This is a genomic window from Pseudomonas sp. LBUM1676, from assembly GCF_059695605.1.
This window is the reverse complement of sequence record NZ_CP166777.1, coordinates 4,676,321-4,698,095: the sequence shown is the minus strand read 5'-3', so window position 1 is coordinate 4,698,095 and position 21,775 is coordinate 4,676,321. Positions and strand designations below refer to the sequence as shown.

The following is a 21,775-nucleotide window of genomic DNA, read 5'->3' as shown; positions in this document are numbered from 1 at the left end:
TAGGAAGCATTACTATTCACGCCCCGTCTCTACAGCACGCCGCAATGACCCCCAAGCTGCCCCGCAGACACGGCTTTTTCGAGCATTACGAAGAGTTGGTTGGCACCTGGACCCGTCGCCTGAGAAATCGTCAGCAGGCCGAGGATCTGGCCCACGACACCTTCGTGCGGGTGCTTGAGTCCGATTCGGCCGCTGTGGTGCAACCTCGGGCGTACTTGCACCAGACTGCGCGCAATATCGCGGTGGATGGTTATCGACGTGAGGATCGGCGGGGCGCCATGGAGTCGGAGGCGATCGATCACAGTGTGTCGTCGTCCGGCGACCCGGAGCATTTCATGCATGCGATCCAGTTGGCTGATTCCATCGAGCGGGCGCTCACCGAACTTCCGGTCAACTGCCGCAAGGTGTTCGTCTGGCAAAAGATCGAAGGCCTGACCCAGGCCGAAATCGCCGAACGCCTGGGGCTGTCCAAGAACATGGTGGAAAAGTATATGATCCGCACCCTGCGGCATTTGCGTGACCGCCTGGACGGGTTGCAATCATGATGGATCGCGCCTTCTCATCCCCGGCCAGACAGGAACTTCCATGATGGATACTCGTGATTGCGCGTGCGGGCAAACAGCGGTTCGCGACGAGGCGGCGCAGTGGTTTGTGCGTTTGCAGGAACCGGCGGTGGACGTTGAAGAACGTCGACGCTTCGAGCTATGGCTGAACGAACACCCCCAGCATCGCGACGAGTTTCAATTGCTTGAGGGGATGTGGAGCGCGGCTGATCTGCTGCCCCGCGCGCGTCTGCAAGCGTTGTGTGAAACCCCGCCGGCCCGCGGCAAACGTCGCTCGCTGCTGCGATATGCGGTGGCCGCCAGCGTCTTGGCCGTGACCGTCGGGGTAGGGCTGTTCAGCGGTTTGCATCGCCCGGCGATCTACACGGCCGAGTTTTCCACGGCACCGGGTGAACGACGCCAGGTGGCGTTGCCGGATGGTTCGCTGATCGACCTGAACAGCCGCAGCCGCGTTCAGGTGCGCTATGCAAAGGATCATCGTGGCATCGAGCTGATGCAAGGCGAAGCGATGTTCAGCGTCGAGCACGACAGTGACCGGCCGTTCGTGGTCGAGGCCGGCAGTGGCAAGGTCACGGTCACCGGCACCCGTTTCGACGTGCGTCGCGGTGCCACTGAAACCCGGGTCGTGGTGGAGCAGGGCACGGTCAAGGTTCAAGGCCGAGAGGCTGGCGACAATGATTTCATCAGCCTCACCGCTGGCCTGGGTACCCGGGTCGATGCCCAGGGCAAAGTGGCCGCCGCCTATGCGGTCAATCCTGCGCAACTGACCGCCTGGCGCAGCGGCAAACTGGTGTTCAACAACGCCAGCCTGGCCGAAGTCGCTGAAGAAGTGTCGCGCTATCGGGACAAACCGCTGACCGTCGGCAACGACAAAGTGGGCAATCTGCGCCTGACCAGCGTGTTCAAATCCGACAATACCGACGCGCTGCTCAAGGCTCTGCCGAGCATCCTGCCGGTGGCCGTGCGCACCCTCGATGATGGCAGCCAGCAAATAATTTCAAAATAGATTCAGGTTTTTTTCGAGTTCATCGTCTTCTAGTCCAACTGCAACTGGTTTGCATTAACAAGCGCACACTCTTGCGATCCACAGGGCTAGGTTCGACGTGAATAAATCCACCGCTAAAAACAACAAATTACCTTGGCTGCCGCTGGCCCTCGCGCTGGCGGTCAACGTTGCGCTGCCCCAGGCCTTTGCCGCCGATGCGATTCATATTCCGGCGCAACCCCTGGGTCAGGCCCTGAGTGAACTGGGCCAGCAAACCTCGTTGCAGGTGTTTTTCAGCCCTGAGCTGGTCGCCGGCAAACAGGCCCCGGCGGTGGATGGCAACCTTTCGCCAGAAGACGCGTTGCGCCAGCTGCTGCAAGGCAGCGGTCTGCAATACCAGATCGACCAGGGTTCGGTGACGTTGCTGCCGGCACCGAGTTCGGCGGCCAATGGTCCGCTGGAACTGGGCGTGACCGACATCAAGGTGGTTGGCGACTGGCTCGGTGACGCGGATGCCGCCGTGGTGCAAAACCACCCTGGCGCCCGCACCGTGATCCGCCGCGAGGCGATGGTCGAGCAAGGCGCGATGAACGTCGGCGACGTGTTGAAGCGCGTGCCCGGTGTGCAAGTGCAGGAGGCCAACGGCACCGGCGGCAGCGACATTTCCCTCAACGTCGGCGTGCGTGGCCTGACCTCGCGCCTGTCGCCACGCTCCACCGTACTGATCGACGGCGTGCCGGCAGCCTTCGCCCCGTATGGCCAGCCGCAACTGTCCATGGCTCCGATTTCCTCCGGCAACCTCGACAGCATCGACGTCGTTCGCGGTGCCGGTTCCGTGCGCTACGGGCCGCAGAACGTCGGTGGCGTGATCAACTTCGTGACCCGCGCGATCCCGCAGAAAGCTTCCGCCGAAATCGGCAGCACCCTGGAAACCTCCCAGCACGGTGGCTGGAAGCACATCGACACGGCGTTCGTCGGCGGCACCGCGGACAACGGCATCGGCGTGGCGCTGTTGTACTCGGGCGTGAACGGCAACGGTTACCGGGAACGCAACAACGGTAACGACATCGACGACGTGCTGCTCAAGACGCACTGGGCGCCCACCGATGTCGACGATTTCAGCCTCAATTTTCACTACTACGACGCCAGTGCCGACATGCCCGGCGGCCTGACCCAGGCGCAGTACGACGCCAATCCGTTTCAGTCCGACCGCAACAACGACAATTTCAGCGGGCGCCGCAAGGACGTTTCGTTCAAGTGGATCCGGCAGATCGACGATCGCACCCAGGCCGAAGTGCTGACCTACTACACCGACAGCTTCCGCGGCAGTAACATCGCCGCCCGCGATCAGCGGACCCTGGGCTCGTTCCCGCGTACCTACTACACCTTCGGCATCGAGCCGCGGGTGTCCCGTGTGTTCGACGTCGGCCCGACCACCCAGGAAGTCAGCGTCGGTTATCGCTACCTCAAGGAAGCCATGCACGAGGAGGCCAGCCGCCTGGCGCTGGTCAACAACGAACCGGTGGTGCGTCCGGGTTCGGACGGCCATGTCTACCAGGACCGTACCGGAGGCACTGAAGCCAACTCGGTGTACGTCGATAACAAGATCGATGTCGGTAACTGGACGATCACCCCGGGTATCCGCTTCGAACACATCAGCACCGACTGGCACGACCGCCCCGTGCTCGACACCGCGGGCCGGCCGGTGCCGGAAAAGCGCCGCAGCATCGAAAGCAACGAACCGCTGCCGGCCCTGAGCGTGATGTATCACCTGTCCGATGCCTGGAAGCTGTTCGCCAACTACGAAACCTCGTTCGGCAGCCTGCAGTATTTCCAGCTCGGCCAGGGTGGCACGGGTGACGAAACCGCCAGTGGCCTGGAACCGGAAAAGGCCAAGACCTATGAGGTCGGCACGCGCTACAACAATGATGTGTGGGGTGGCGAGGTGACGCTGTTCTACATCGACTTCGATAAAGAGTTGCAGTACATCAGCAACGACGCGGGCTGGACCAACCTCGGCGCGACCACGCACCAGGGCATCGAAGCGTCGGTGCACTACGACATGGCCGCACTCGACCCACGGCTCGACGGCCTGACCGCCAATGCCGGGTTCACCTACACCCGCGCCGTCTATGAAGGTGAAATTCCAGGCTTCAAGGGTCGTGACCTGCCGTTCTACTCGCGCCAGGTGGCAACCGCCGGCCTGCGTTACGACATCAACCGCTGGACCTACAACCTCGATGCCTTCGCCCAGTCCAGGCAGCGCTCGCCGGGCGTTGCGGTGAATGCCGATGGCAGCTTCAGCGGCAATTACATCACCGAAGGCACTGCAGATGGCCAGTACGGCGACATTCCGGGTTACGTCACCTGGAACGTACGTGGTGGTTATGACTTCGGACCGACGCTGTCGAACCTGAAGGTCGGCGCCGGCGTGAAAAACATCTTCGACAAGCAGTACTTCACCCGCTCCAGCGACAACAACTCGGGGATGTACGTGGGTGCGCCGCGCACGTTCTTTGTGCAGGCCAGTGTGGGGTTTTGATAGATCGAGGTGCCTGACACATCGCTTTCGCGAGCAGGCTCGCTCCCACAGGGATCTTCAGCGTACACAGCTTATGTGTACGACGCCGATCAAGTGTGGGAGCGGGCTTGCCCGCTAAGCTTTTAAACCTTCAACACCTTCCCGCCAATGGCCACCGCCACCAGCAACACCGCCATCAGCCCAAACGCAAAACTCAAACTGCTGCCATGGGCGATAAACCCGATCACTGCGGGCCCGGCCAGAATCCCGGCATAACCGAGGGTGGTAATGGCCGGCACCGCGACGCTTTCAGGCATGACCGTCTGTTTGCCGACGGCGGTGTACAGCACCGGAACAATGTTCGAACAACCTGCCCCGAGCAGCGCATAACCCACCAGCGCCATCTCCCAGTCCGGCGCAAACGTCGCGAGGAACAGCCCGGCCGCCGCCGTCAGCCCACCGAACACAATAACTCTGGTGGCGCCCAGGCGCCGCACAATCGCGTCACCGGTCAGGCGCCCGACGGTCATGGTCAGCGCAAACGCCGCATAACCCAGCCCTGCATAGGCGGTGTCGAGCCCGCGCTCCTGGGCCAGGAACACCGCGCTCCAGTCCAGTGCCGCGCCTTCGGCGAGGAACACGATGAAACACATCCCGCCGATGAACAGCACAATGCCGTGGGGCACGGCAAACGCCGGTCCCGAACTTTCGCTGCCGTAGGGCAACAGGTGCGGCGCGGCCTTGCACAGCGCGATCAGCAGCAGCACGTTCACCACCAGCGTCGCCCCCAGTGGCGATACGCCCAGGCCCAGCAACCCGCTGACGCCCGCCGCACCGACGATGCCGCCAAGGCTGAACAAGCCATGAAAGCCGGACATCATGGTCTTGCCGCTGGCCCGCTCGACGATCACCGCTTGCAGGTTCACCGTCGAATCCACGGTTCCCAGGCCTGCACCGAACAGGAACAAGGCCGCGATCAGCGCCGGAATCGACGACACCGTCGCCAGCAACGGCAAGGCCAGGCAGATCAGCAACGTCCCGCCCACAGCCACCCGGCGACAGCCGAAGCGCGTGGCCAGGATCCCGGCCATCGGCATCGCCAGAATTGAGCCCACCCCCAGGCTCAGCAACAGTAAACCGAGGGTGCCTTCATCCAGCCCGGCCCGGGCCTTGGCATAAGGCACCAGCGGCGCCCACGCGGCGATGCCCGCGCCTGCGATGAAAAACGCGATGCGCGTGGACATTTGTTCCAGGCGACCGGGAACGAATGAGGTCGGGGTGTTGAGGTTGGTCATATCAATCCTTGGCAAAAAACGTCGCGTCTCCAAGGGACAGTGGCTCACCGGTGAGGTTCGATCAGCGTCCCGACGGGTTCGCGGTCAGGCAGGGTGACATCCTTGCACAGCCAGGTGCTGTTTCGCGATATGTTGTGCCCCAATCGATGCCTTCAGAGGGGGCGCCATGGCGCGAAGATACGATGCACGAGGCAATATCTACCTGGTCGTGGCGCCTGAGGAAATGCGCCGCGACGGTATCGACTTGCCCGATCAGGCCGGCCTTGCAGCGCATACCCGCGAAGCCTGGGCGTTGGCGGCCATCGAGGCTTACTGTGGGTGGGCCCCCGGCACCCGACCACCCGGCAGCAAGGACCATCGCAGCGATGGTTTACTGGTGGGCCCGTTCCAGTCAGCGCGGCCCTTTGATCTGCTGATCGTCAATACCGACGGCACCCTGGCCGAGCGCAGTGGCAATGGGCTGACGATTTTTTCCCAGGCGCTCTGCGACCAGGGGCTTTGGCCTGAGGGCGAGGCGTGTTGGCTCAGGGTTCATCACGACAAGGCCGACGTGGGTTCACCGGGGGAAACATTGGTGAAGCCGGCGCAGGTTGAAGGTGTTGACGGGTTTTGGCTGGACCTGGGCAAACCCTCGTTCGGGCCCGGGGCTGTCAGTGCCCAGGGGGTTGAAAGCGTAGCGTTGAACGGGCGCGAACTCAGCCACGTGCAGCCTTTGTCGTCACTGAATGCGGCATGGTCACGCAGCCAGTTCACGCGGGTGGGCAATCCGCATTGCGTGACCCTTGTGGAGGATGCAGCTGCCTTGCCCAGTAATGAACAGATGCGCCAACCGGGCGTGTCCGAAGGGTTGACGCGGATCGCCTATGCCATGCCAACCGGGGCAGGCGTGCCGTGTCCCGCCGGGATCAATTTGCAATGGGCGATGCTTGAGTCCGAAGGGCGGATCGTTGCCCGGGTGTTCGAGCGTGGCGAAGGGCCGACGGCGTCGTCGGGGACCAGCGCCAGTGCGGTGGCTTGTGCGGCGTGGCGGGTGGGGTGGGTTGCTGCGGGTGAAGTTAAAGTTGTCATGCCCGGCGGCACGGCGCCGATCTTGCTGGAAGAAGAGCAGGGGGAGTTGAGTCGGGTCAGCCTGTTTGGTATGGCTCAATTGATTGGTTGATTGATAGATCCCCATCGCGAGCAAGCTCGCTCCCACAGGGGATTTGTGAACGACACAGATCCAATGTGGGAGCGAGCTTGCTCGCGATGGCGTCAGCCCAGTCAACGCAACATTCAGCCCTGCCCCCCGAAAAACTCCACCACCGGCATCTGCCGCTTCATCAACACCTTGCCCGCGCGCACCGAATACAGCGGCAAGCCCTGGCTGCGAATCACTTCATAATCGCTGTCCGCCGACAGGATCAGCAAATTCGCCGGCCGTCCCCGTTCCAGTCCATAGCGATCACCCAGGGCCATGGCCTTGGCGCTATTGTCGGTCACCAGGTCCAGCGCACTTTGCAGGTTGCGGTAACCGAGCATATGGCAGATGTGCAAGCCGGCTTCCAGCACCCGCAGGATGTTGCCGTTGCCCAGCGGATACCAGGGGTCGACGATCGAGTCCTGGCCGAAACACACGTTCATGCCCGCTTCGAGCAATTCATTGACCCGGGTCACGCCCCGGCGTTTCGGGAAGTTGTCGTAGCGCCCTTGCAGGTGAATGCTTTCGGTGGGACAGGAGACAAAACTGATCCCGGAATGCCCGAGCAGGCGAAACAGCTTGGCGCAGTAGGCGTTGTCATAGGAGCCCATGGCCGTGGTATGGCTGGCGGTGACCCGTGAACCCATGTCGCGGCTGCGGGCTTCTTCGGCCAGCACTTCGAGAAAGCGCGAATGCGGGTCGTCGGTTTCATCGCAGTGCACGTCCACCAGGCAACCCGTACGCTCGGCCAGGTCCATCAGGAACTTCACCGAGCTCACCCCCTGATCCCGGGTGTACTCGAAATGGGGAATGCCGCCGACCACATCGGCGCCCATGCGAATCGCTTCCTCCATCAACTCCCGGCCATTGCGGTACGACTCGATGCCCTCCTGGGGGAAGGCGACGATTTGCATGTCGACCAGGTGCCGGCTTTCTTCGCGCACTTCGAGCATTGCCTTGAGCGCCGTCAGTTGCGGGTCGGTGACGTCAACGTGGGTGCGCACATGCTGGATGCCATGGGCCGCGAGGCTCTGGATGGTTTTCCTGACGCGGGTCCTGGTGTCTTCCTCGGTGATCGTCACCTTGCGCTCGCTCCAGCACTCGATGCCCTCGAACAGTGTGCCGCTCATGTTCCAGCGCGGCTCGCCGGCGGTCAGCGTGGCATCGAGGTGGATGTGTGGCTCGACGAAGGGTGGCACCACCAGATTGCCACCGGCATCCAGGTCATCGGGACCCAGGGTCGGTGCCTCGATCTGTCGGCCGATGTTGCTGATCAGGCCGTTTTCCAGGTGCAACTCATGCAACCCTTCTTGGTTGCGCAGGCGAGCGTTGATGATGTGCATCAGGCGAATCCTTTTATAGATCTTCGAGTGGCGCGTTGGCGGTACGGGCGCCGAGTACCCCGGTCAATATCACATACGTTAGCGCGGCAGCGGCGATCCCTACCAGTGGCGCGATCCATGGCGAACTGAACGCAGCGATGGTGCCGACCGCATAGGCGCTCAGACCTGACCAGTTGAACGCCGGCAGCCGGGCATCGGCCAGACGTGGATATTGACCGCGGTAGCGATAAAAAAAGTCCGCCATGATCACGCCACCGATCGGTGGAATTACCGTGCCCAGCAGAATCAGGTACGGCACCAGATAGTCGTACATGCCCAGCAGCGCCAGCAGCGTGCCGATCACCGCGCCGGCCAGGGTCAAGGTCTTGCGCCGACCGGTACGCAGCAGGTTGCAGCCGGCGACCGCGAAGTTGTAGATGGTGTTGTCCTGGGTGCTCCAGATATTGAGCAGCAGCATCGCCATCGCGGCCATGGCGAACCCCTGCAGCAGCAACACTTCGACCACGTCCGGCTGCTGGTAGACGATGGCACCGTAGGCGCCGATCAACACCATCAGGCCGTTGCCGATAAAGAAACCGATCAGGCTGGCCAGGACCGCGACCCTGGCAGAGCGTGAGAAGCGCGTCCAGTTGGTCGCCTGGGTCGCGCCACTGACAAAGGTGCCGAACACCAGCGTAATGGCGGTCGACCAATCCAGGGTGGCCGTCGGCACGACCGCGAGCAAGCCGTCAAGCCCGCCAACCTTTACCGTGGCGACCCACATCGACAGCATCAGCAACACCATCATGGCGGGCACGGCGATGTACGACAGAATTTCCAGTCCGCGATAACCGACATAGGCCGTGGCGCAAAACACCAGGCCGAACAGCACCATCAGGCCGAGGATGGCGGCTTCGCTCAGTTCGAAATACTTGCCCAACACCACGGCCGCGGTCGCCGTGCCCCAGGCGTACCAGCCGATCTGGGTAAAGCCGAGGATCAGGTCGCTGAGCTTGCTGCCCACTTCACCGAAGCAGAAACGCCCCATTAGTACCGAATTGAGGCCACTCTTGAATGCGATGTAGCCCAGTCCCGCGGCGTACAGTCCCAGCAGCAGATTGCCGACGACAATCACCGCCATCATCTCGCCAAAATCGAACGCAACACCGAGCTTGCCGCCGGCAAACATGGTCGCGGTAAAAAAGGTGAACCCGAGCAGCACCATGGCGGTGGAGGCCAGGCCTTTGCGGGCGTGCATCGGCACTTCGCTGAGGGGGTAATCGTTGCCGGGATCGTTCTGCGTCATGGGGCGTTCCTTGCTGGGGTGGGGACGCGAAGGGTGTTGCAGTGGTCGTGCCAAGCGGGGGTGGTGTTGTTATTTATAGACGAGCGAGGGCGTTTGGTTGGGGGAGGGCGCGAAAGCGGTGCCTCTGAAGCAACACAGGATCTCTGTGGGAGAACTCCTGTGGGAGCGAGCTTGCTCGCGATAGCGGTGTGTCAGTCGATACAATGTTTACTGAACCACTGATATCGCGAGCAAGCTCGCTCCCACAGGGGATACAGGTTGCTTCAGGGGGATTTGTGTAGCGGCAAAAACCGCAGCAATGCCGCGACGATGGCTTCAGGTGCATCTTCCTGAACCAGATGTGCGGCATTCGGAACCGGATAAAACTGCGACCCCGGGATCATCTGGTGCAATGCCCTGCCACGCTCGATGGGAATCCACTGATCATCCTCGCCCCAAAGAATCTGCACCGGGCAGCGGATCGCCGGGTATTGGCCCTCGACCTCCCGGGTATAACGCTCATCCATCTGCGCAATCTGCCGATAGAACGCCGCTTGCCCCGGATCGCCCAGCCACGGCTGCACATACGGCGCGAGTTCCTCATCGGCGATGTCGCGCTTGATCGCCCCGCGGATATAGGCCGGGACGATCGCCCGCTGGATGTAATCGGGCAGCCCGCTGAAGGCCGCTTCATGCTGGCGCACATGCTGCACGAACGGCGACCCCCAGGGCGACAGCGCCACCGGGTCGATCAGCGTCAGGCTGCGGTAGTCCTTGCCATTGAGCAGATGAGCACGCAACACGGTCGCGCCGCCGAAGTCGTGGGCCACCACATCCGGGCAATCCAACCCCCAATGCTCCAACAGTCGGGCCAGCAATTCGTTCTGCACACCCAGCGACACGTCGCCCTCGACTTTATCGGACAGCCCATAACCCAGCAGGTCGAAGTAATGCACCCGGTGGCTGGTGATGAAATGCGGCGCAATCCGGTGCCATACGTAAGAAGAGAAGGGCGTGCCATGCACGAACACCAGCGGTGGGCCGTCGCCCCGGACGGCGAAGCGCACGGAGTGCCCGTTGAAACGAAAGGTCTGAGCCAGCGGCCAGTCAGTCATGGGTACGTCCTCTTGGCGTATTGCGAGCCAAAAAGCATAGGCATAAAAAAACAGCCAATGAAGGCTGTTTTTTTATTCACTGACGAAACGCGGTTCTCTGTGGGAGCGAGCCTGCTCGCGAAAGCGGTGTATCAGTCAATGCAGTTGGCGACTGATAGATGGCTTTCGCGAGCAGGTCGCACCGTCGCTCCCACAGGGACTTTTATCGGCCTTTAGATCGGTTTTACTCGCCGTGATAGATGCAGCCGCTGGTGCAGGTTTCGTGGATACGAATTGCGCTGAGTTCCGGCAATAGTGGCTTCAATTCATTCCAGATCCACTTGGCCAACACTTCACTGGTAGGATTCTCCAGGCCAGGAATGTCATTCAGATAATTATGATCCAGCCGCTCATACAGCGGCTTGAAGATCGCCTTGATCTCCGAAAAATCACGAATCCAGCCGGTATGCGGATCAAGATCGCCACTCAAATGAATCGCCACTTTGAACGAGTGACCGTGCAGGCGACCGCACTTGTGGCCTTCCGGGACGTGGGGCAGGCGGTGGGCGGATTCGAAAGTAAACTCTTTGAAGATTTCCACAGTGGTTTGAGCTCTGTCAGGTGGCGATCGCCGCGGCGATGAGGGCAGGCGGCGAGTTTAACAGTTTGCGTTTGGGCTTGCGGGAAAACACTGACTAAAGGGTCAGCAAGCGCTCGCCGAGACGACCGCTCGAGGCGAGTTCGAGGAACTCGTCACCCAGCCTGCGGCTTTCATCCATCGCCGCGCGCCAGTACTTTTGCCGGCTCGGGGCATCGCCCATGAAGCGCTTGAAATCATTACGATCCGGCAGCTTGCCGTAGGGCAGGCGCGCCAGGTATTGCTTCGACGGCGCCAGCAGCAGCACGTCCTGCAGGCGCGCTGGACAGGCACGGCGCCAGGGCAGGGTCTTGTCGAACCAGCCGGGAATGACCCGGTCGGTGAAGTGCGGATAGAGCACGATGTCATTGCCGCTGTAGGGCAGGTCCAGGTGATAGTCCAGCAGACCGCCGTCGCGGAAAGTGCCTGTGCCGGCGCCCGGCAGGTCGCGCACGCCTTCCATCACCATCGGAATCGAGCCTGACGCGAGCAAGGCCTGGCGCAGGTTGCCGGCATCCAGGGCGATGAAGCGCGACGGGAAATCGTTCAGCGCATTGAGCGGTGGCGCCAGGCGCGGGTCGTGGATGATCAGCCGTTCGAAATGCCGCGACAGCCGCGCGCGACCGCGCAGGTTGTCGGCGATCACCGACGACAGGCCCAATCCCAGCCGGCCGCGATGATCCTGCGCGAGCAAGCCGTGGCTTTTGACCACCATGATGTTCAGCCGGTAATGGGCGTTGTTCAGGATTGAGGCGTCGCGGCCGTCGAGCAGTTCATCCAACATGCGCTGGGAGCTCTGGCTGATCTGCGCCATGGTCACGCCTTTGGCGAAGTTCTGCTCGGTGTACAGATGACCGAGGCGGCGAATGCCCTCGACAGCGTCCGGCAGGCAGGCGCTGGCGAAGCGCCACGAGCCTACCGAGGCACCGATCAACGAACGCTCCCGCGGTACCGCCGGCAGCCATTCGCCGAACAGCGCCAGGTCCAGACCTTGAATGCCCAGCGCCTTGGGACCTCCTGCGGCACCGGGCAGCGTGCCAACGTCGGCGGCGCTCAGACCGTTCTCACGGATGCGCGCGAAGGCACGGGGGCCGGCTTTGAGGGTCAGGGACGGGAACTTGATGTGGATGGCGGTCATACCGGTCTCAGTGTCTGGCGAACGAAGGATTATAAGCCCCCCGCCCCCTGTAGGAGCGAAGCTTGCTCGCGAAGGACGAATCGGCGCCGCGTTGTTTCAGAGAACCCCCGTCATCGTTGGCCAGCATCGCGAGCAAGGGGCGGGGCAGGTCCGCGATATCGTGGTGCCAGCTCCAATGATGGCAATTCAGTTTCAGTTAAGTTGCAATCGCTAAAGTGGCCGCCGTAAGCAACACATAAAAATACGGAGACACCCATGAAACCTTTGACTGCCCTGTTCACCGCTACCCTCATCACCCTGACCGCCGGCATCGCCCAGGCTCGCGACCTCGGCCCCGACGAAGCCCTGCGACTGCGCGACGCTGGTACCATTGTGTCTTTCGAGAAGCTCAACGCCACGGCATTGACCAAACACCCAGGTTCCACCATCACCGAAACCGAACTGGAAGAAGAATACGGTAAGTACATCTACCAGGTGGAAATGCGTGATCCACAAGGCATCGAGTGGGACCTGGAACTGGACGCCGTCAGCGGGCAGGTGCTCAAGGATCATCAGGATACGTAATGAAGGTGCTTTGTATTGCAGACCGGCGCGCCAGCCGCCTGGCCCTGGCGCTGCTGGTTTTTTGCTCGATGGCGATGGCCCGCGACCTGGATCAGGACGAAGCCCTGCGCCTGCGTCAGCAAGGGGTGATCCTGCCGCTGGAGCAGCTGCTGCAGCAGGCGCTGGACCGTTACCCCGGAGCCAAGCTGCTGGAAGCCGAGCTCGAGGAAAAGCACGACGTCTACATTTATGAAGTCGAATTGTTGACCGCCGAAGGCGTGGTCCGTGAACTGGACCTTGACGCCACCACTGGCCAGTTATTGAAAGACAAGGAAGATTGACCGATGCGTTTGCTCCTGGTGGAAGACCACGTGCCCCTGGCCGATGAATTGATGGCCGGCCTCAACCGCCAGGGCTACGCCGTGGACTGGCTGGCGGACGGTCGCGACGCGGTGTATCAGGGCAGCAGCGAGCCTTATGACCTGATCATCCTCGACCTTGGCCTGCCGGGGTTGCCGGGCCTCGAGGTGCTGACCCAATGGCGGGCCGGCGGCCTGACCACCCCGGTACTGATCCTCACGGCCCGCGGCTCCTGGGCCGAACGCATCGAAGGCCTCAAGGCCGGCGCCGACGACTACCTGACCAAACCTTTCCATCCTGAAGAGTTGCACCTGCGAATCCAGTCGCTGTTGCGCCGCTCCCACGGCCAGGCCAACCAGCCGACACTCAAGGCGGCGGGTTTGCATCTGGATGAAGGGCGCCAGTGCGTGACCCGCGACGGCGCCGACATCCAGCTCACCGCCGCTGAATTCCGCCTGCTGCGCTATTTCATGCTGCACCCCGAACAGATCCTGTCCAAGAGCCACCTCGCCGAACACCTCTACGACGGTGAAACCGAGCGCGATTCCAATGTGCTGGAAGTCCACGTCAACCACCTGCGGCGCAAACTCGGTCGCAGCGTGATCGAAACCCGTCGCGGCCAGGGTTACCTGTTCGGCGGGCAAGCCCGGTGAGGTCGATCCAGCGCCGCTTGAGCCTGGGCCTGATCAGCGTGATGGTGATCGTCGGCCTGGTGCTGGCGCAGACCAGCCTGTGGCTGTTCGAAATGGGCTTGCAGCGCTACCTCGAAGCCGGGCTGCGCAACGACAGTGAAAGCCTGCTGGTGGCACTGGTGCGCGGGCCCCAGGGGTTGCAGCTGGATGAGCGACATCTGTCGCCGGCTTATCAGCGACCGTTCTCCGGGCATTATTTCCGCATCGATTTTGCCGACAGCCATTGGCGCTCCCGTTCACTTTGGGATCAGGAACTGCCGCGCCTGGACCATCCCGGCCTGCACAGCAACCTGCAACTGGGGCCGGAAGGGCAGCAGCTGCTGATATTGCGTTCGGACTATCGGCGCCTGGGTCAGTCGATTTCCATCAGCGTCGCCCAGGACTACACCCCGGTGCGCGACAGTTTTTTGCGCATGCAACAGGTCGGTCTCGGCCTGGGCCTGGCGGGGTTGCTGCTGATTCTGTTGTTACAGCGGATCACCGTGCGCCGCGCCTTGCGTCCGCTGGAAAAGGCCCGTGAACAAATCGCCCAGTTGCAGCAGGGACAGCGCTCGCAACTCGATGATCAGGTGCCGGTGGAGCTGGAGCCGTTGGTGGCGCAGATCAACCATTTGCTGGCCCATACCGAAGACAGTCTCAAGCGTTCGCGCAATGCCCTGGGCAACCTCGGGCATGCCTTGAAAACGCCGCTGGCGGTGTTGTTGAGCCTGGCTTCAAGCGAGAAGCTCGACGCACATCCGCAACTGCGTGCCACCCTGAAGGCGCAGCTTGAGCAGGTTCAGCAGCGGCTCAATCGCGAACTCAACCGCGCCCGATTGTCCGGCGATGCGTTACCGGGGGCGCTGTTTGATTGCGATGCGCAACTGCCAGGACTGCTGGCGACCTTGAACATGATCCACGGTGAACACCTGGACCTCAGCTATGTCGCGCCACAGGGGTTGCAACTGCCGTGGGACCGGGAGGATTTGCTCGAGTTGCTCGGCAACCTGCTGGACAATGCCTGCAAATGGGCGGATGCCGAAGTTCGGTTGAGTGTGGCCGAGACCGCGCAAGGGTTTGTGCTAAGCGTGGAAGACGATGGTCCGGGGATCCCCGAGGACCGGCGCGAGCAGGTGTTCAGTCGGGGCACGCGGCTTGATGAACAGATGGATGGGCATGGGCTGGGATTGGGAATCGTGCGCGACATCGTTGATACGTGGGGCGGGGTGATGCGGCTGGAGGAAAGCGAGTGGGGCGGGCTGAAGGTGGTGATCGAATTGCCCAAACGCTGACCCCGATTTAAAGCACACCGAGAAACCTGTGGGAGCGAGCCTGCTCGCGAAAGCGGTCTGTCAGTCACATCAATGCTGAATGTGCCGCCGTCTTCGCGAGCAGGCTCGCTCCCACATTTGGATCTTCAGTGGGCGCACATCAGGATCACACCCGAAACTGATCCATCAAACTCTGCTGCTGATTGGCCAGGCTGTTGAGCGACTGGCTCACCCGCGCCGATTCATTGGCCTGGCCCGACAGCGACTCGGTCACATCCCGAATCGTCGCCACGTTGTTGTTGATCTCTTCGGCCACCGCGCTTTGCTCTTCCGCGGCACTGGCGATCTGCAGGTTCATGTCGCTGATCACCGTCACCGCTTCACCGATCTGGCGCAGCGCCGTCACGGCCTGGCCCACTTGCTCGACGCTGCCCTGAGCCTGTCGATGGCTGTTGCTCATCGAACCCACCACCTCCTGAGTGCCGCTCTGCAACTGCTCGATCACCAGGCGGGTTTCTTCGACTGACTCCTGGGTGCGGCGTGCCAAGTTGCGCACTTCATCGGCGACCACGGCAAAACCGCGTCCGGCCTCACCGGCGCGCGCCGCTTCGATCGCGGCGTTGAGGGCCAGCAGGTTGGTCTGTTCGGCGATGGCACGGATCACTTCCAGCACCGAACCGATTTTCTCGCTGTTGGCCGCCAGGCCTTCGACCTGGACCATGGCCGCGCTCATGTCGGCGGCGAGGTTGTCGATGCTGGTGGTGGTCTGGTCGATCACGCTCAGGCCACGACGGGTGGCGTGATCGGCATCCCGCGCCGCCTGTGCCGCTTGCGCGGCGCTGCGGGCGACGTCCTGGGCGGTGGCGCTCATTTCGTGGGAGGCGGTCGCGACCTGATCCACCTGGCGGTACTGCTGTTCCATGCCGGCACTGGTCTGGGTGGCAATGGCGGAGGACTGGTCCGCCGTGCTGCGCGCGTCCTGCACCGAGCGTTTGACCTCGGCAATGATCGGTTGCAGCTTGTCGAGGAAGCGATTGAACCAGCCGGCCAACTGGCCCAGTTCATCCTGCTTGTCGTAGGCCAGGCGCCGGGTCAGGTCGCCTTCGCCGCTGGCGATGTCTTCGAGCATGTGCGCCACGCCGAGAATCGGTCGGGTCACGCTGCGGGCCATCAGCCACACCAGCAACAGGCCGATCAACGCCGCCACTGCGCCCAGGCCCAGTTCCATCAGGGTGCCGGCGGTATTGCTGTCATCGAGTTGTTTCTCCAGGGCTTCGGCAGGGCCGACCAGCACCTGATCCGGCACCTCGAGCAATACGCCCCAGGATTTGCCATCGGGAATCGGCTGGAACGGCGCCAGCACCTTCAACTGTTGTTTGCTATGCAGGCTTTCGGTCTGGCTACTGGCGGCCAGCATGCGGATCAGTTCGGCACCGTTGGTCGGGTCCACGGTCTCCAGGCGCTGGCTGAGTTTACTGGCATCGGGGCTGTAGCCGGCGAGCAAGCCGACCGGGCTGATGATGCTGACATGGGTCTGACCGTCATACAGCTTCTTGCTGGCGCCCTGGCTGATCGCTTGCAGGCTGTCGAGGTTGATGTCCACCGACAGCGAGGCGATGACCTTGCCGTTGACCATGAGCGGGAAAACGATGCTGGTCATCAGCACCTTCTGCCCGTCGATCACATAGAAGTAGGGCTCGATCACGCAGGGCTTGAGCGTGGCGCGCGGGCAGGTGAACCAGGCGTTGGCCGGTTCGCCGCTGGGGCCGGTGCTGGTGTCGGCCATGTCGCTTTCCGGCAGCGCCATGGAGGCCACCTTGCCGGGTGTCGGTTGCGACCAATACAGGGCGAAACGGCCCTTGTCGTTGCTGCCCAGCTCGGCCTGGCCGGCAAACAGATCGTCCTTGCCGTCCAGCGCGTTGGCTTCGAATACCAGCGACAGGCCGAGCAGCTCCGGGTTGGCTTGCAGCGCCGACTTGACCTGGCGTGTCAGGTCTTCGCGCAGGTCGAAGGCGTCGAGAAAGCGTTTTTCCGCCTGGTCGCGCAGGAACAGCACCTGGCGGGAAAAGCCGTGGCCGTACTGGTAGGCGTCCATGAACTGCTGGCGAATCACCAGTGCCTGGTTTTCACCCTGGGATTCGATCCGGGCCTGGGCGGCTTCGGTGAGCATCTCCATGCTCGAGGCTTTCACCAGCGCGGAGCTTTGCTCCATGCGGTACAGCGAAAGACCCACCAGCAGGGTCACGATACCCGCCAGGCACAGCCCGGCGAGCAGGGTGATCTTCCATTGAATGGAAAGTTGTCTGAGCGACATGGAGACGTCCTTTATTCGATAATTATCTGAGACCCGGCACTGTAACGGCCGGGTTTCGGCTTTCTTTATGCCGCGTGGCGAATAAGCGGCAGGCCTGAAATTGCCGACTTGCAAAGGCCCCCCTACAGGGGGCGCCGTTGTTCATCCCTGCGGGTATTGGCTTTGACAAGGCCGCGACGGTCCGGCACAGTGCGCGCCCTCTAATAAAACCCATTCTTCAATCCGCTGGCGGCTCACGCAGACTGCCGGCCGGACTCATTCCGATTGCTTGAGGTTTTGATGATTAATGCAGTAATTGCCGCGGTCGGCGTCATGCTGGTACTCAGCCTGTCCCGCGTGCATGTGGTGATCGCCCTAATCGTGGGCGCGCTGGTCGGTGGCTTGACCGGTGGCCTGGGCATCGACGCGACGCTCAAGGCGTTCAACAGCGGTCTCGGCGGCGGGGCGACGGTCGCTTTGTCCTACGCCCTGCTCGGGGCGTTCGCGGTGGCCATTGCCAAGTCCGGCCTGGCCCATGCCCTGGCCGACAAGGCCCTGGCGATGGTCGATCGCCAGCACGCCACCGGTGGCCGCCAGGTCAAATGGCTGCTGATCGGCCTGCTCTGGGTGGTGGCCATCGCCTCCCAGAACATCCTGCCGATACATATCGCCTTTATTCCGCTGCTGGTGCCGCCACTGCTCTATGTGCTGACCAAGCTGCAACTGGACCGCCGGCTGATCGCCTGTGTCATCACCTTCGGCCTGATCACGCCGTACATGTTCCTGCCCGTGGGCTTCGGCAACATCTTCCTCAATGAAATCCTGCTGGCCAACGTCGCCCGCAGCGGCGTCGATATCAGTGGCATCAACGTCACCCATGCCATGGGCATCCCGGCGTTGGGCATGGTGTTCGGGCTGGCGGCAGCCTTTATCAGCTACCGCAAGAAGCGCGTCTACGACCTGGAAAAAATCGAACAGGTCGAGCAGGTGGCGGTGCAGTACAACCCGCTGAGCCTGATGGTGGCCGGCCTGGCCATCGCCGCGGCGTTCATCATTCAGTTGCTGCTGGACTCGATGATCATCGGCGCGCTGGTGGGGTTCCTGATTTTCTCGGTGTCGGGCATCGTCAAATGGCGCGACACCGACGACCTGTTCACCGAAGGCATGAAGATGATGGCGATGATCGGCTTCATCATGATCGCCGCTTCCGGCTTTGGCGAAGTGATCAAGGCCACCGGGCAGGTGCAGACCCTGGTCGAGACCTCGGCCTCGTGGATCGGCCACAGCAAGGCTATTGGTGCGTTGCTGATGTTGCTGGTGGGCCTGTTGGTGACCATGGGTATCGGCTCGTCGTTTTCCACCGTACCGATCCTGGCGGTGATTTTCGTGCCGCTGTGCGTGCAACTGGGCTTCAGCCCGCTGGCGATCGTCAGCATCGTCGGTACCGCCGGCGCGTTGGGTGACGCCGGTTCGCCCGCCTCGGACTCGACCCTCGGCCCGACCTCCGGCCTGAACATCGACGGCCAGCATCACCACATCTGGGACACCGTGGTCCCGACCTTCCTGCACTACAACCTGCCGCTGCTGGCGTTTGGCTGGGTGGCCGCGATGGTCTTGTAACCCACAGTATTCAGTCCTTAACTGACAGGTTTACGGCCTGTCCCAATACGGCACCGCCCCAAAACACTCGACATAGAAATCGATCACCGTCCTGACCTTCACCGACAACCTTCGGCTGCCCGGCCAGAGTACGGCGATTTGCTGCGGTTCGAGGCTGTTGGACACCTCATAGTTCTTCAGCACCGGCACCAGCGTGCCGTTACGCACCGCTTCGCCAATCAGCCACGACGGAAACATCACCAGCCCCAGGCCCTGCTCGGCAGCCTGGGTCAGGGTGTCGGCGTGGTTGCCGGTGATCGGCCCTTTCACCGAACAGGGCGTCCAGTCCTGTTGGCCCTGGCGAAAAAACCAGCGCTGCTGGCCGGTCACGCCTTTGTAGGCCAGGCACTGATGGGCCGCCAGGTCTGCGGGATGTTGCGGCGTACCGTGGCGCTCCAGATAAGCCGGGCTCGCGGCGACCTGAAAACGATGGGGCGCCAGAATTCGCGCCTGCATGCTCGAGTCATGCAGCGGGCCGATGCGAAACAGCAGGTCGGTGCCTTCCTGCAGTGGATCGACGTAACTGTCCGTCTGCTGGATATCCAGTTGCAGCTTGGGGTAACGCGCGCATAGCGCACCCAGCCACGGCGTCAGATGTCGCTGGCCAAACACCACCGGTGCATTGATCCGTACCAATCCGCTCGGTTCGCTTTGCTGTTCCTGCAATGCTTGTTCAGCCTCTTCCAGTTGCACCAGCACCAGGCGCGCGTGATGCCCAAGCATCCGCCCGGCCTCGGTGGGCGTCACGGCGCGGGTATGGCGATAGAGCAATTGCTGGCTCAAGGCCTGTTCCATCAACTGGATCTGCCGCGAAATCGAAGAGGGCGCCAGGCCCTCGCGGCGGGCAACTTCGGAAAAGCTGCCGTGATCCAGCACCGCGACAAATAGCCGAAGTGCCTTGAAACCTAATTCATTAAGGCCGTGCATGGTCAGACCTGCTGTGCAAGTTGCGCAAAAGTGTTGTTCGAATGCTCCCATTTATCGCAAAGCATCGCCAGCCGATAATGCACGCCTATCCCACGGACAACGCGAACCCCTTGTAGGAGCGAGCTTGCTCGCGAAGAACCTGAGGGCGGTGAGTTCATCCAGACAGCACGCGTGATCGTTAACGTCCTTCGCGAGCAAGCTGGCTCCTACAGGGTTTGCGCTTTGATCGACTACACAGGAGCTCCCGATGCAATCTTCTTCAATCGACAACCTTGATATTGTCGCAACGCCAACCACCAAACCCGGGTTGCGGCTATTGCTGCTGCCGCTGGTGATCCTGGCCGGCATGGGACTTTCCGTGGAAGCCGGCCTGCTCGGGCCGCTGGGAGTTCAGGTCGGGCACTTGTGGGCGACCTTGAGCATCTTCGGCGTCGGTTCGGCGATTCTGTTTTTGTTGCTGTTGTTCAGCGGCCCGCAACAGGGGCCGGCCTTGAACGAGTTGCCGCGCTGGCAATTGATCGGTGGGTTTCTCGGGCCGATCTACGTGGTGGTGCTGACCATGGCCACGCCGCATATCGGCATCGCCATGACCATGATCGCGATTCTCTCCGGGCAGGTCGGAAAGAGCGTGCTGATCGATCACTTCGGCTGGTTCGGCGCCACCCGCAAAAAGGTCAACGGCGAACGTTGGCTGGCTTTGCTGCTGATTTTCGCGGCACTTGTTCTGATCGCTCGGGGTTGATGATGAATCTGATTATTTTATTGGCAGTAGTCGTGGCCGCCGGTGCGGTATTGAGCGTGCAGGCGGCGATCAACGGGCGACTGGGTGAAACGGTCGGCGTCTTGCGCAGCAGTTTGCTGACCTTCGTGGTGGGTGCCGTGGTCACCGGGTTGTTGATCCTGTTTTTCGAACCGGCCCATGCCGTGAGCCTGCTGGACGTGCCGAAATGGCAGCTCGGTGGTGCGCTGTTCGGCGTGGTGTACATGATGGTGATGGTCGGCGCGGTGCCCCGGGTGGGGACGGCAGTGGCAACAGTCGCGGTGATCGTCGGGCAACTGGGCATGGGCATGCTGATCGACAACTTCGGCTGGCTCGGCAATCCGGCGATCGAGTTGTCCGGTAGTCGGGTACTGGCGATGGTGCTTCTCGCCCTGGCGTTGCTCTTCATGTACCGCAGCAACACCCGGCAGGCATAACGCGAATCCACGGACGGGCGCCAGCTCCTACACTGGTATGACGGTGCGCATTACAGCGCCGGACAACCATACCGATGGAGTCAGACTCATGATCGACAGTGAAAGCATCTGCGACTGCCCCAAATGTTCCTGCAAGCTAGGCGAACATCCGATCGCACGCCACGGCAAGCACTATTGCTGTGAAGCCTGTGCCAAGCACCATGAAAACGGCGAAGAATGCGCCAGCAAAGGCTGCAAGTGCGCCCACGGCAAATAGCTCACCAGGCCAGAGTGGAGCCTAGTCAGGCTCCACTTCCAGTTTCAGACTTTGATCATCCAACCGCTCGGTATGGCGAATGTTGCCGTTGAGCCGTCGTCCTTCAACCACCACCACCAGGGTTTTTGCCTGCTCCAGATCTTCCGGCAAGGGCGGCTGGACACGTAGCGCGAAGCGCATCGGATCATGTTCGACCTGTTCAAGGCCGACCTGACACTCGGCACTTTTGGTGACCCGACCGAACAGCGTATCGAGGCCGTAATCGATGTGCGCCTTGCTGGTGACTGGGGTCGTTGTCATGCGCTGATTCCTCCCGATATCCGAGCTGCGCGACCGGCTAATTCGCCGGCCGCCACTTGACGTTCTCCACGCCGAATTTTTCCGCCATCGGCTTGCTGGTCTTTTGCACCTTTTCCCGGCCGAAGCGCGGGATCCGACCCACGCCGGCATCACAGCTCGCCCAGTGCCAAGCCTCCGCGTTATCCATTTTTTCCAGGCGGATAATGAAAGACTTGGGAGCGCCATGAAGGGTGTATTCAATGACGAACAGTTTTGCATTGTTCATAGAGCCCGTATTCCTC

Annotated in this window: 22 protein-coding genes and 1 pseudogene; 12 read left to right on the top strand and 11 right to left on the bottom strand. The window is 61.9% G+C overall.

Going from position 1 to position 21,775, the window contains the following annotated elements:
• The first annotated feature begins 44 nt into the window (after window positions 1-44).
• The 3 genes from ACA041_RS21795 to ACA041_RS21785 all read left to right on the top strand — a co-directional run bounded on the left by ACA041_RS21795 (window position 45) and on the right by ACA041_RS21785 (window position 4,090).
• Window positions 45-545: a sigma-70 family RNA polymerase sigma factor gene (locus tag ACA041_RS21795; protein ID WP_497437439.1), complete on the top strand. Its 501-nt coding sequence runs from the start codon at window positions 45-47 to the stop codon at window positions 543-545.
• Window positions 546-585: 40 nt separating this feature from the next.
• Window positions 586-1,569 (top strand): FecR family protein, encoded by a 984-nt coding sequence (locus ACA041_RS21790; RefSeq protein ID WP_497437437.1) that lies wholly within the window; start codon window positions 586-588, stop codon window positions 1,567-1,569.
• A gap of 97 nt (window positions 1,570-1,666) precedes the next feature.
• Complete coding sequence (locus ACA041_RS21785; protein ID WP_497437433.1) at window positions 1,667-4,090, top strand: TonB-dependent siderophore receptor; 2,424 nt, start codon at window positions 1,667-1,669, stop codon at window positions 4,088-4,090.
• 122 nt (window positions 4,091-4,212) lie between these two features.
• Here ACA041_RS21785 and ACA041_RS21780 read toward each other — a convergent pair whose 3' ends face one another.
• On the bottom strand, window positions 4,213-5,364 hold the full coding sequence (locus tag ACA041_RS21780) for an MFS transporter (protein ID WP_497437428.1): 1,152 nt from the start codon (window positions 5,362-5,364) through the stop codon (window positions 4,213-4,215).
• 166 nt (window positions 5,365-5,530) lie between these two features.
• On the opposite strand from ACA041_RS21780, the gene ACA041_RS21775 reads away from it, so the two are divergent.
• Complete coding sequence (locus ACA041_RS21775; RefSeq protein ID WP_497437425.1) at window positions 5,531-6,523, top strand: diaminopimelate epimerase; 993 nt, start codon at window positions 5,531-5,533, stop codon at window positions 6,521-6,523.
• 113 nt (window positions 6,524-6,636) lie between these two features.
• On the opposite strand, the gene codA is transcribed toward ACA041_RS21775, so the two are convergent.
• The 5 genes from codA to ACA041_RS21750 all read right to left on the bottom strand — a co-directional run bounded on the left by codA (window position 6,637) and on the right by ACA041_RS21750 (window position 12,017).
• On the bottom strand, window positions 6,637-7,884 hold the full coding sequence (gene codA, locus ACA041_RS21770) for a cytosine deaminase (RefSeq protein ID WP_497437421.1): 1,248 nt from the start codon (window positions 7,882-7,884) through the stop codon (window positions 6,637-6,639).
• Between the two features lie 13 nt (window positions 7,885-7,897).
• On the bottom strand, window positions 7,898-9,169 hold the full coding sequence (gene codB / locus ACA041_RS21765) for a cytosine permease (RefSeq protein ID WP_497437417.1): 1,272 nt from the start codon (window positions 9,167-9,169) through the stop codon (window positions 7,898-7,900).
• A 263-nt stretch (window positions 9,170-9,432) separates the two neighbouring features.
• The gene (locus ACA041_RS21760) at window positions 9,433-10,263 is read right to left on the bottom strand and encodes an alpha/beta fold hydrolase (RefSeq protein ID WP_497437414.1); all 831 of its coding nucleotides are present in this window, start codon (window positions 10,261-10,263) and stop codon (window positions 9,433-9,435) included.
• A gap of 223 nt (window positions 10,264-10,486) precedes the next feature.
• Entirely contained in the window at window positions 10,487-10,843 is a 357-nt protein-coding gene (gene queD, locus ACA041_RS21755; RefSeq protein WP_019692825.1) for a 6-carboxytetrahydropterin synthase QueD, read from the bottom strand.
• Between the two features lie 94 nt (window positions 10,844-10,937).
• A complete protein-coding gene (locus ACA041_RS21750) occupies window positions 10,938-12,017 on the bottom strand; it encodes a patatin-like phospholipase domain-containing protein (protein WP_497437409.1) in 1,080 nt (359 codons plus the stop codon).
• 255 nt (window positions 12,018-12,272) lie between these two features.
• Between ACA041_RS21750 and ACA041_RS21745 the strand changes: the two genes are divergently transcribed.
• From ACA041_RS21745 to ACA041_RS21730, 4 genes are read left to right on the top strand one after another with little or no spacing between them, the layout of a single operon-like run.
• A complete protein-coding gene (locus ACA041_RS21745; RefSeq protein ID WP_497437406.1) occupies window positions 12,273-12,581 on the top strand; it encodes a PepSY domain-containing protein in 309 nt (102 codons plus the stop codon).
• Window positions 12,581-12,901 carry a PepSY domain-containing protein gene (locus ACA041_RS21740; RefSeq protein WP_497437402.1) on the top strand — a complete coding sequence of 107 codons (321 nt, stop codon included), beginning with the start codon at window positions 12,581-12,583 and terminating at the stop codon, window positions 12,899-12,901. Before ACA041_RS21745 ends, ACA041_RS21740 begins: the two co-directional genes overlap by 1 nt.
• Window positions 12,902-12,904: 3 nt before the next feature.
• Entirely contained in the window at window positions 12,905-13,573 is a 669-nt protein-coding gene (locus tag ACA041_RS21735) for a response regulator transcription factor (RefSeq protein WP_497437399.1), read from the top strand.
• Window positions 13,570-14,883, top strand: a complete 1,314-nt coding sequence (locus tag ACA041_RS21730) for a sensor histidine kinase (RefSeq protein ID WP_497437396.1) — start codon at window positions 13,570-13,572, stop codon at window positions 14,881-14,883. Before ACA041_RS21735 ends, ACA041_RS21730 begins: the two co-directional genes overlap by 4 nt.
• Before the next feature lie 145 nt (window positions 14,884-15,028).
• Here ACA041_RS21730 and ACA041_RS21725 read toward each other — a convergent pair whose 3' ends face one another.
• Window positions 15,029-15,784 (bottom strand): methyl-accepting chemotaxis protein, encoded by a 756-nt coding sequence (locus tag ACA041_RS21725; protein ID WP_497442145.1) that lies wholly within the window; start codon window positions 15,782-15,784, stop codon window positions 15,029-15,031.
• Window positions 15,785-15,886: 102 nt separating this feature from the next.
• Window positions 15,887-16,033 (bottom strand): annotated as a pseudogene (locus tag ACA041_RS21720) (HAMP domain-containing protein); the annotation flags it as partial.
• A 1,425-nt stretch (window positions 16,034-17,458) separates the two neighbouring features.
• Here ACA041_RS21720 and ACA041_RS21715 point away from each other — a divergent pair.
• Window positions 17,459-18,775: a Na+/H+ antiporter family protein gene (locus ACA041_RS21715; protein WP_497442144.1), complete on the top strand. Its 1,317-nt coding sequence runs from the start codon at window positions 17,459-17,461 to the stop codon at window positions 18,773-18,775.
• 30 nt (window positions 18,776-18,805) lie between these two features.
• On the opposite strand, the gene ACA041_RS21710 is transcribed toward ACA041_RS21715, so the two are convergent.
• On the bottom strand, window positions 18,806-19,741 hold the full coding sequence (locus ACA041_RS21710; protein ID WP_497437392.1) for a LysR family transcriptional regulator: 936 nt from the start codon (window positions 19,739-19,741) through the stop codon (window positions 18,806-18,808).
• A 247-nt stretch (window positions 19,742-19,988) separates the two neighbouring features.
• Here ACA041_RS21710 and ACA041_RS21705 point away from each other — a divergent pair, with 247 nt between their 5' ends.
• The 3 genes from ACA041_RS21705 (at window position 19,989) to ACA041_RS21695 (ending at window position 21,194) form a co-directional block, all read left to right on the top strand.
• Entirely contained in the window at window positions 19,989-20,483 is a 495-nt protein-coding gene (locus tag ACA041_RS21705) for a DMT family transporter (protein WP_497437387.1), read from the top strand.
• 2 nt (window positions 20,484-20,485) lie between these two features.
• Window positions 20,486-20,938: a DMT family transporter gene (locus tag ACA041_RS21700; RefSeq protein WP_497442143.1), complete on the top strand. Its 453-nt coding sequence runs from the start codon at window positions 20,486-20,488 to the stop codon at window positions 20,936-20,938.
• An 88-nt stretch (window positions 20,939-21,026) separates the two neighbouring features.
• Window positions 21,027-21,194: a metallothionein gene (locus ACA041_RS21695; RefSeq protein WP_150800966.1), complete on the top strand. Its 168-nt coding sequence runs from the start codon at window positions 21,027-21,029 to the stop codon at window positions 21,192-21,194.
• A 21-nt stretch (window positions 21,195-21,215) separates the two neighbouring features.
• On the opposite strand, the gene ACA041_RS21690 is transcribed toward ACA041_RS21695, so the two are convergent.
• Entirely contained in the window at window positions 21,216-21,494 is a 279-nt protein-coding gene (locus tag ACA041_RS21690; RefSeq protein WP_497437382.1) for a hypothetical protein, read from the bottom strand.
• Between the two features lie 37 nt (window positions 21,495-21,531).
• On the bottom strand, window positions 21,532-21,759 hold the full coding sequence (locus ACA041_RS21685; protein WP_064678785.1) for a DUF6555 family protein: 228 nt from the start codon (window positions 21,757-21,759) through the stop codon (window positions 21,532-21,534).
• Between the last annotated feature and the right edge of the window lie 16 nt (window positions 21,760-21,775).

What these genes read in the sequence shown, in the direction of transcription:
- ACA041_RS21690 (WP_497437382.1), bottom strand. Translation starts at nt 21,494, where the DNA reads ATGACAACGACCCCAGTCACCAGCAAGGCGCACATCGATTACGGCCTC.
- ACA041_RS21745 (WP_497437406.1), top strand. Translation starts at nt 12,273, where the DNA reads ATGAAACCTTTGACTGCCCTGTTCACCGCTACCCTCATCACCCTGACC.
- ACA041_RS21735 (WP_497437399.1), top strand. Translation starts at nt 12,905, where the DNA reads ATGCGTTTGCTCCTGGTGGAAGACCACGTGCCCCTGGCCGATGAATTG.
- ACA041_RS21750 (WP_497437409.1), bottom strand. Translation starts at nt 12,017, where the DNA reads ATGACCGCCATCCACATCAAGTTCCCGTCCCTGACCCTCAAAGCCGGC.
- ACA041_RS21700 (WP_497442143.1), top strand. Translation starts at nt 20,486, where the DNA reads ATGAATCTGATTATTTTATTGGCAGTAGTCGTGGCCGCCGGTGCGGTA.
- codB (WP_497437417.1), bottom strand. Translation starts at nt 9,169, where the DNA reads ATGACGCAGAACGATCCCGGCAACGATTACCCCCTCAGCGAAGTGCCG.
- ACA041_RS21780 (WP_497437428.1), bottom strand. Translation starts at nt 5,364, where the DNA reads ATGACCAACCTCAACACCCCGACCTCATTCGTTCCCGGTCGCCTGGAA.
- ACA041_RS21685 (WP_064678785.1), bottom strand. Translation starts at nt 21,759, where the DNA reads ATGAACAATGCAAAACTGTTCGTCATTGAATACACCCTTCATGGCGCT.
- ACA041_RS21740 (WP_497437402.1), top strand. Translation starts at nt 12,581, where the DNA reads ATGAAGGTGCTTTGTATTGCAGACCGGCGCGCCAGCCGCCTGGCCCTG.
- ACA041_RS21705 (WP_497437387.1), top strand. Translation starts at nt 19,989, where the DNA reads ATGCAATCTTCTTCAATCGACAACCTTGATATTGTCGCAACGCCAACC.
- ACA041_RS21790 (WP_497437437.1), top strand. Translation starts at nt 586, where the DNA reads ATGATGGATACTCGTGATTGCGCGTGCGGGCAAACAGCGGTTCGCGAC.
- ACA041_RS21725 (WP_497442145.1), bottom strand. Translation starts at nt 15,784, where the DNA reads ATGGAACAGCAGTACCGCCAGGTGGATCAGGTCGCGACCGCCTCCCAC.
- codA (WP_497437421.1), bottom strand. Translation starts at nt 7,884, where the DNA reads ATGCACATCATCAACGCTCGCCTGCGCAACCAAGAAGGGTTGCATGAG.
- ACA041_RS21710 (WP_497437392.1), bottom strand. Translation starts at nt 19,741, where the DNA reads ATGCACGGCCTTAATGAATTAGGTTTCAAGGCACTTCGGCTATTTGTC.
- ACA041_RS21795 (WP_497437439.1), top strand. Translation starts at nt 45, where the DNA reads ATGACCCCCAAGCTGCCCCGCAGACACGGCTTTTTCGAGCATTACGAA.
- ACA041_RS21775 (WP_497437425.1), top strand. Translation starts at nt 5,531, where the DNA reads ATGGCGCGAAGATACGATGCACGAGGCAATATCTACCTGGTCGTGGCG.
- ACA041_RS21760 (WP_497437414.1), bottom strand. Translation starts at nt 10,263, where the DNA reads ATGACTGACTGGCCGCTGGCTCAGACCTTTCGTTTCAACGGGCACTCC.
- ACA041_RS21695 (WP_150800966.1), top strand. Translation starts at nt 21,027, where the DNA reads ATGATCGACAGTGAAAGCATCTGCGACTGCCCCAAATGTTCCTGCAAG.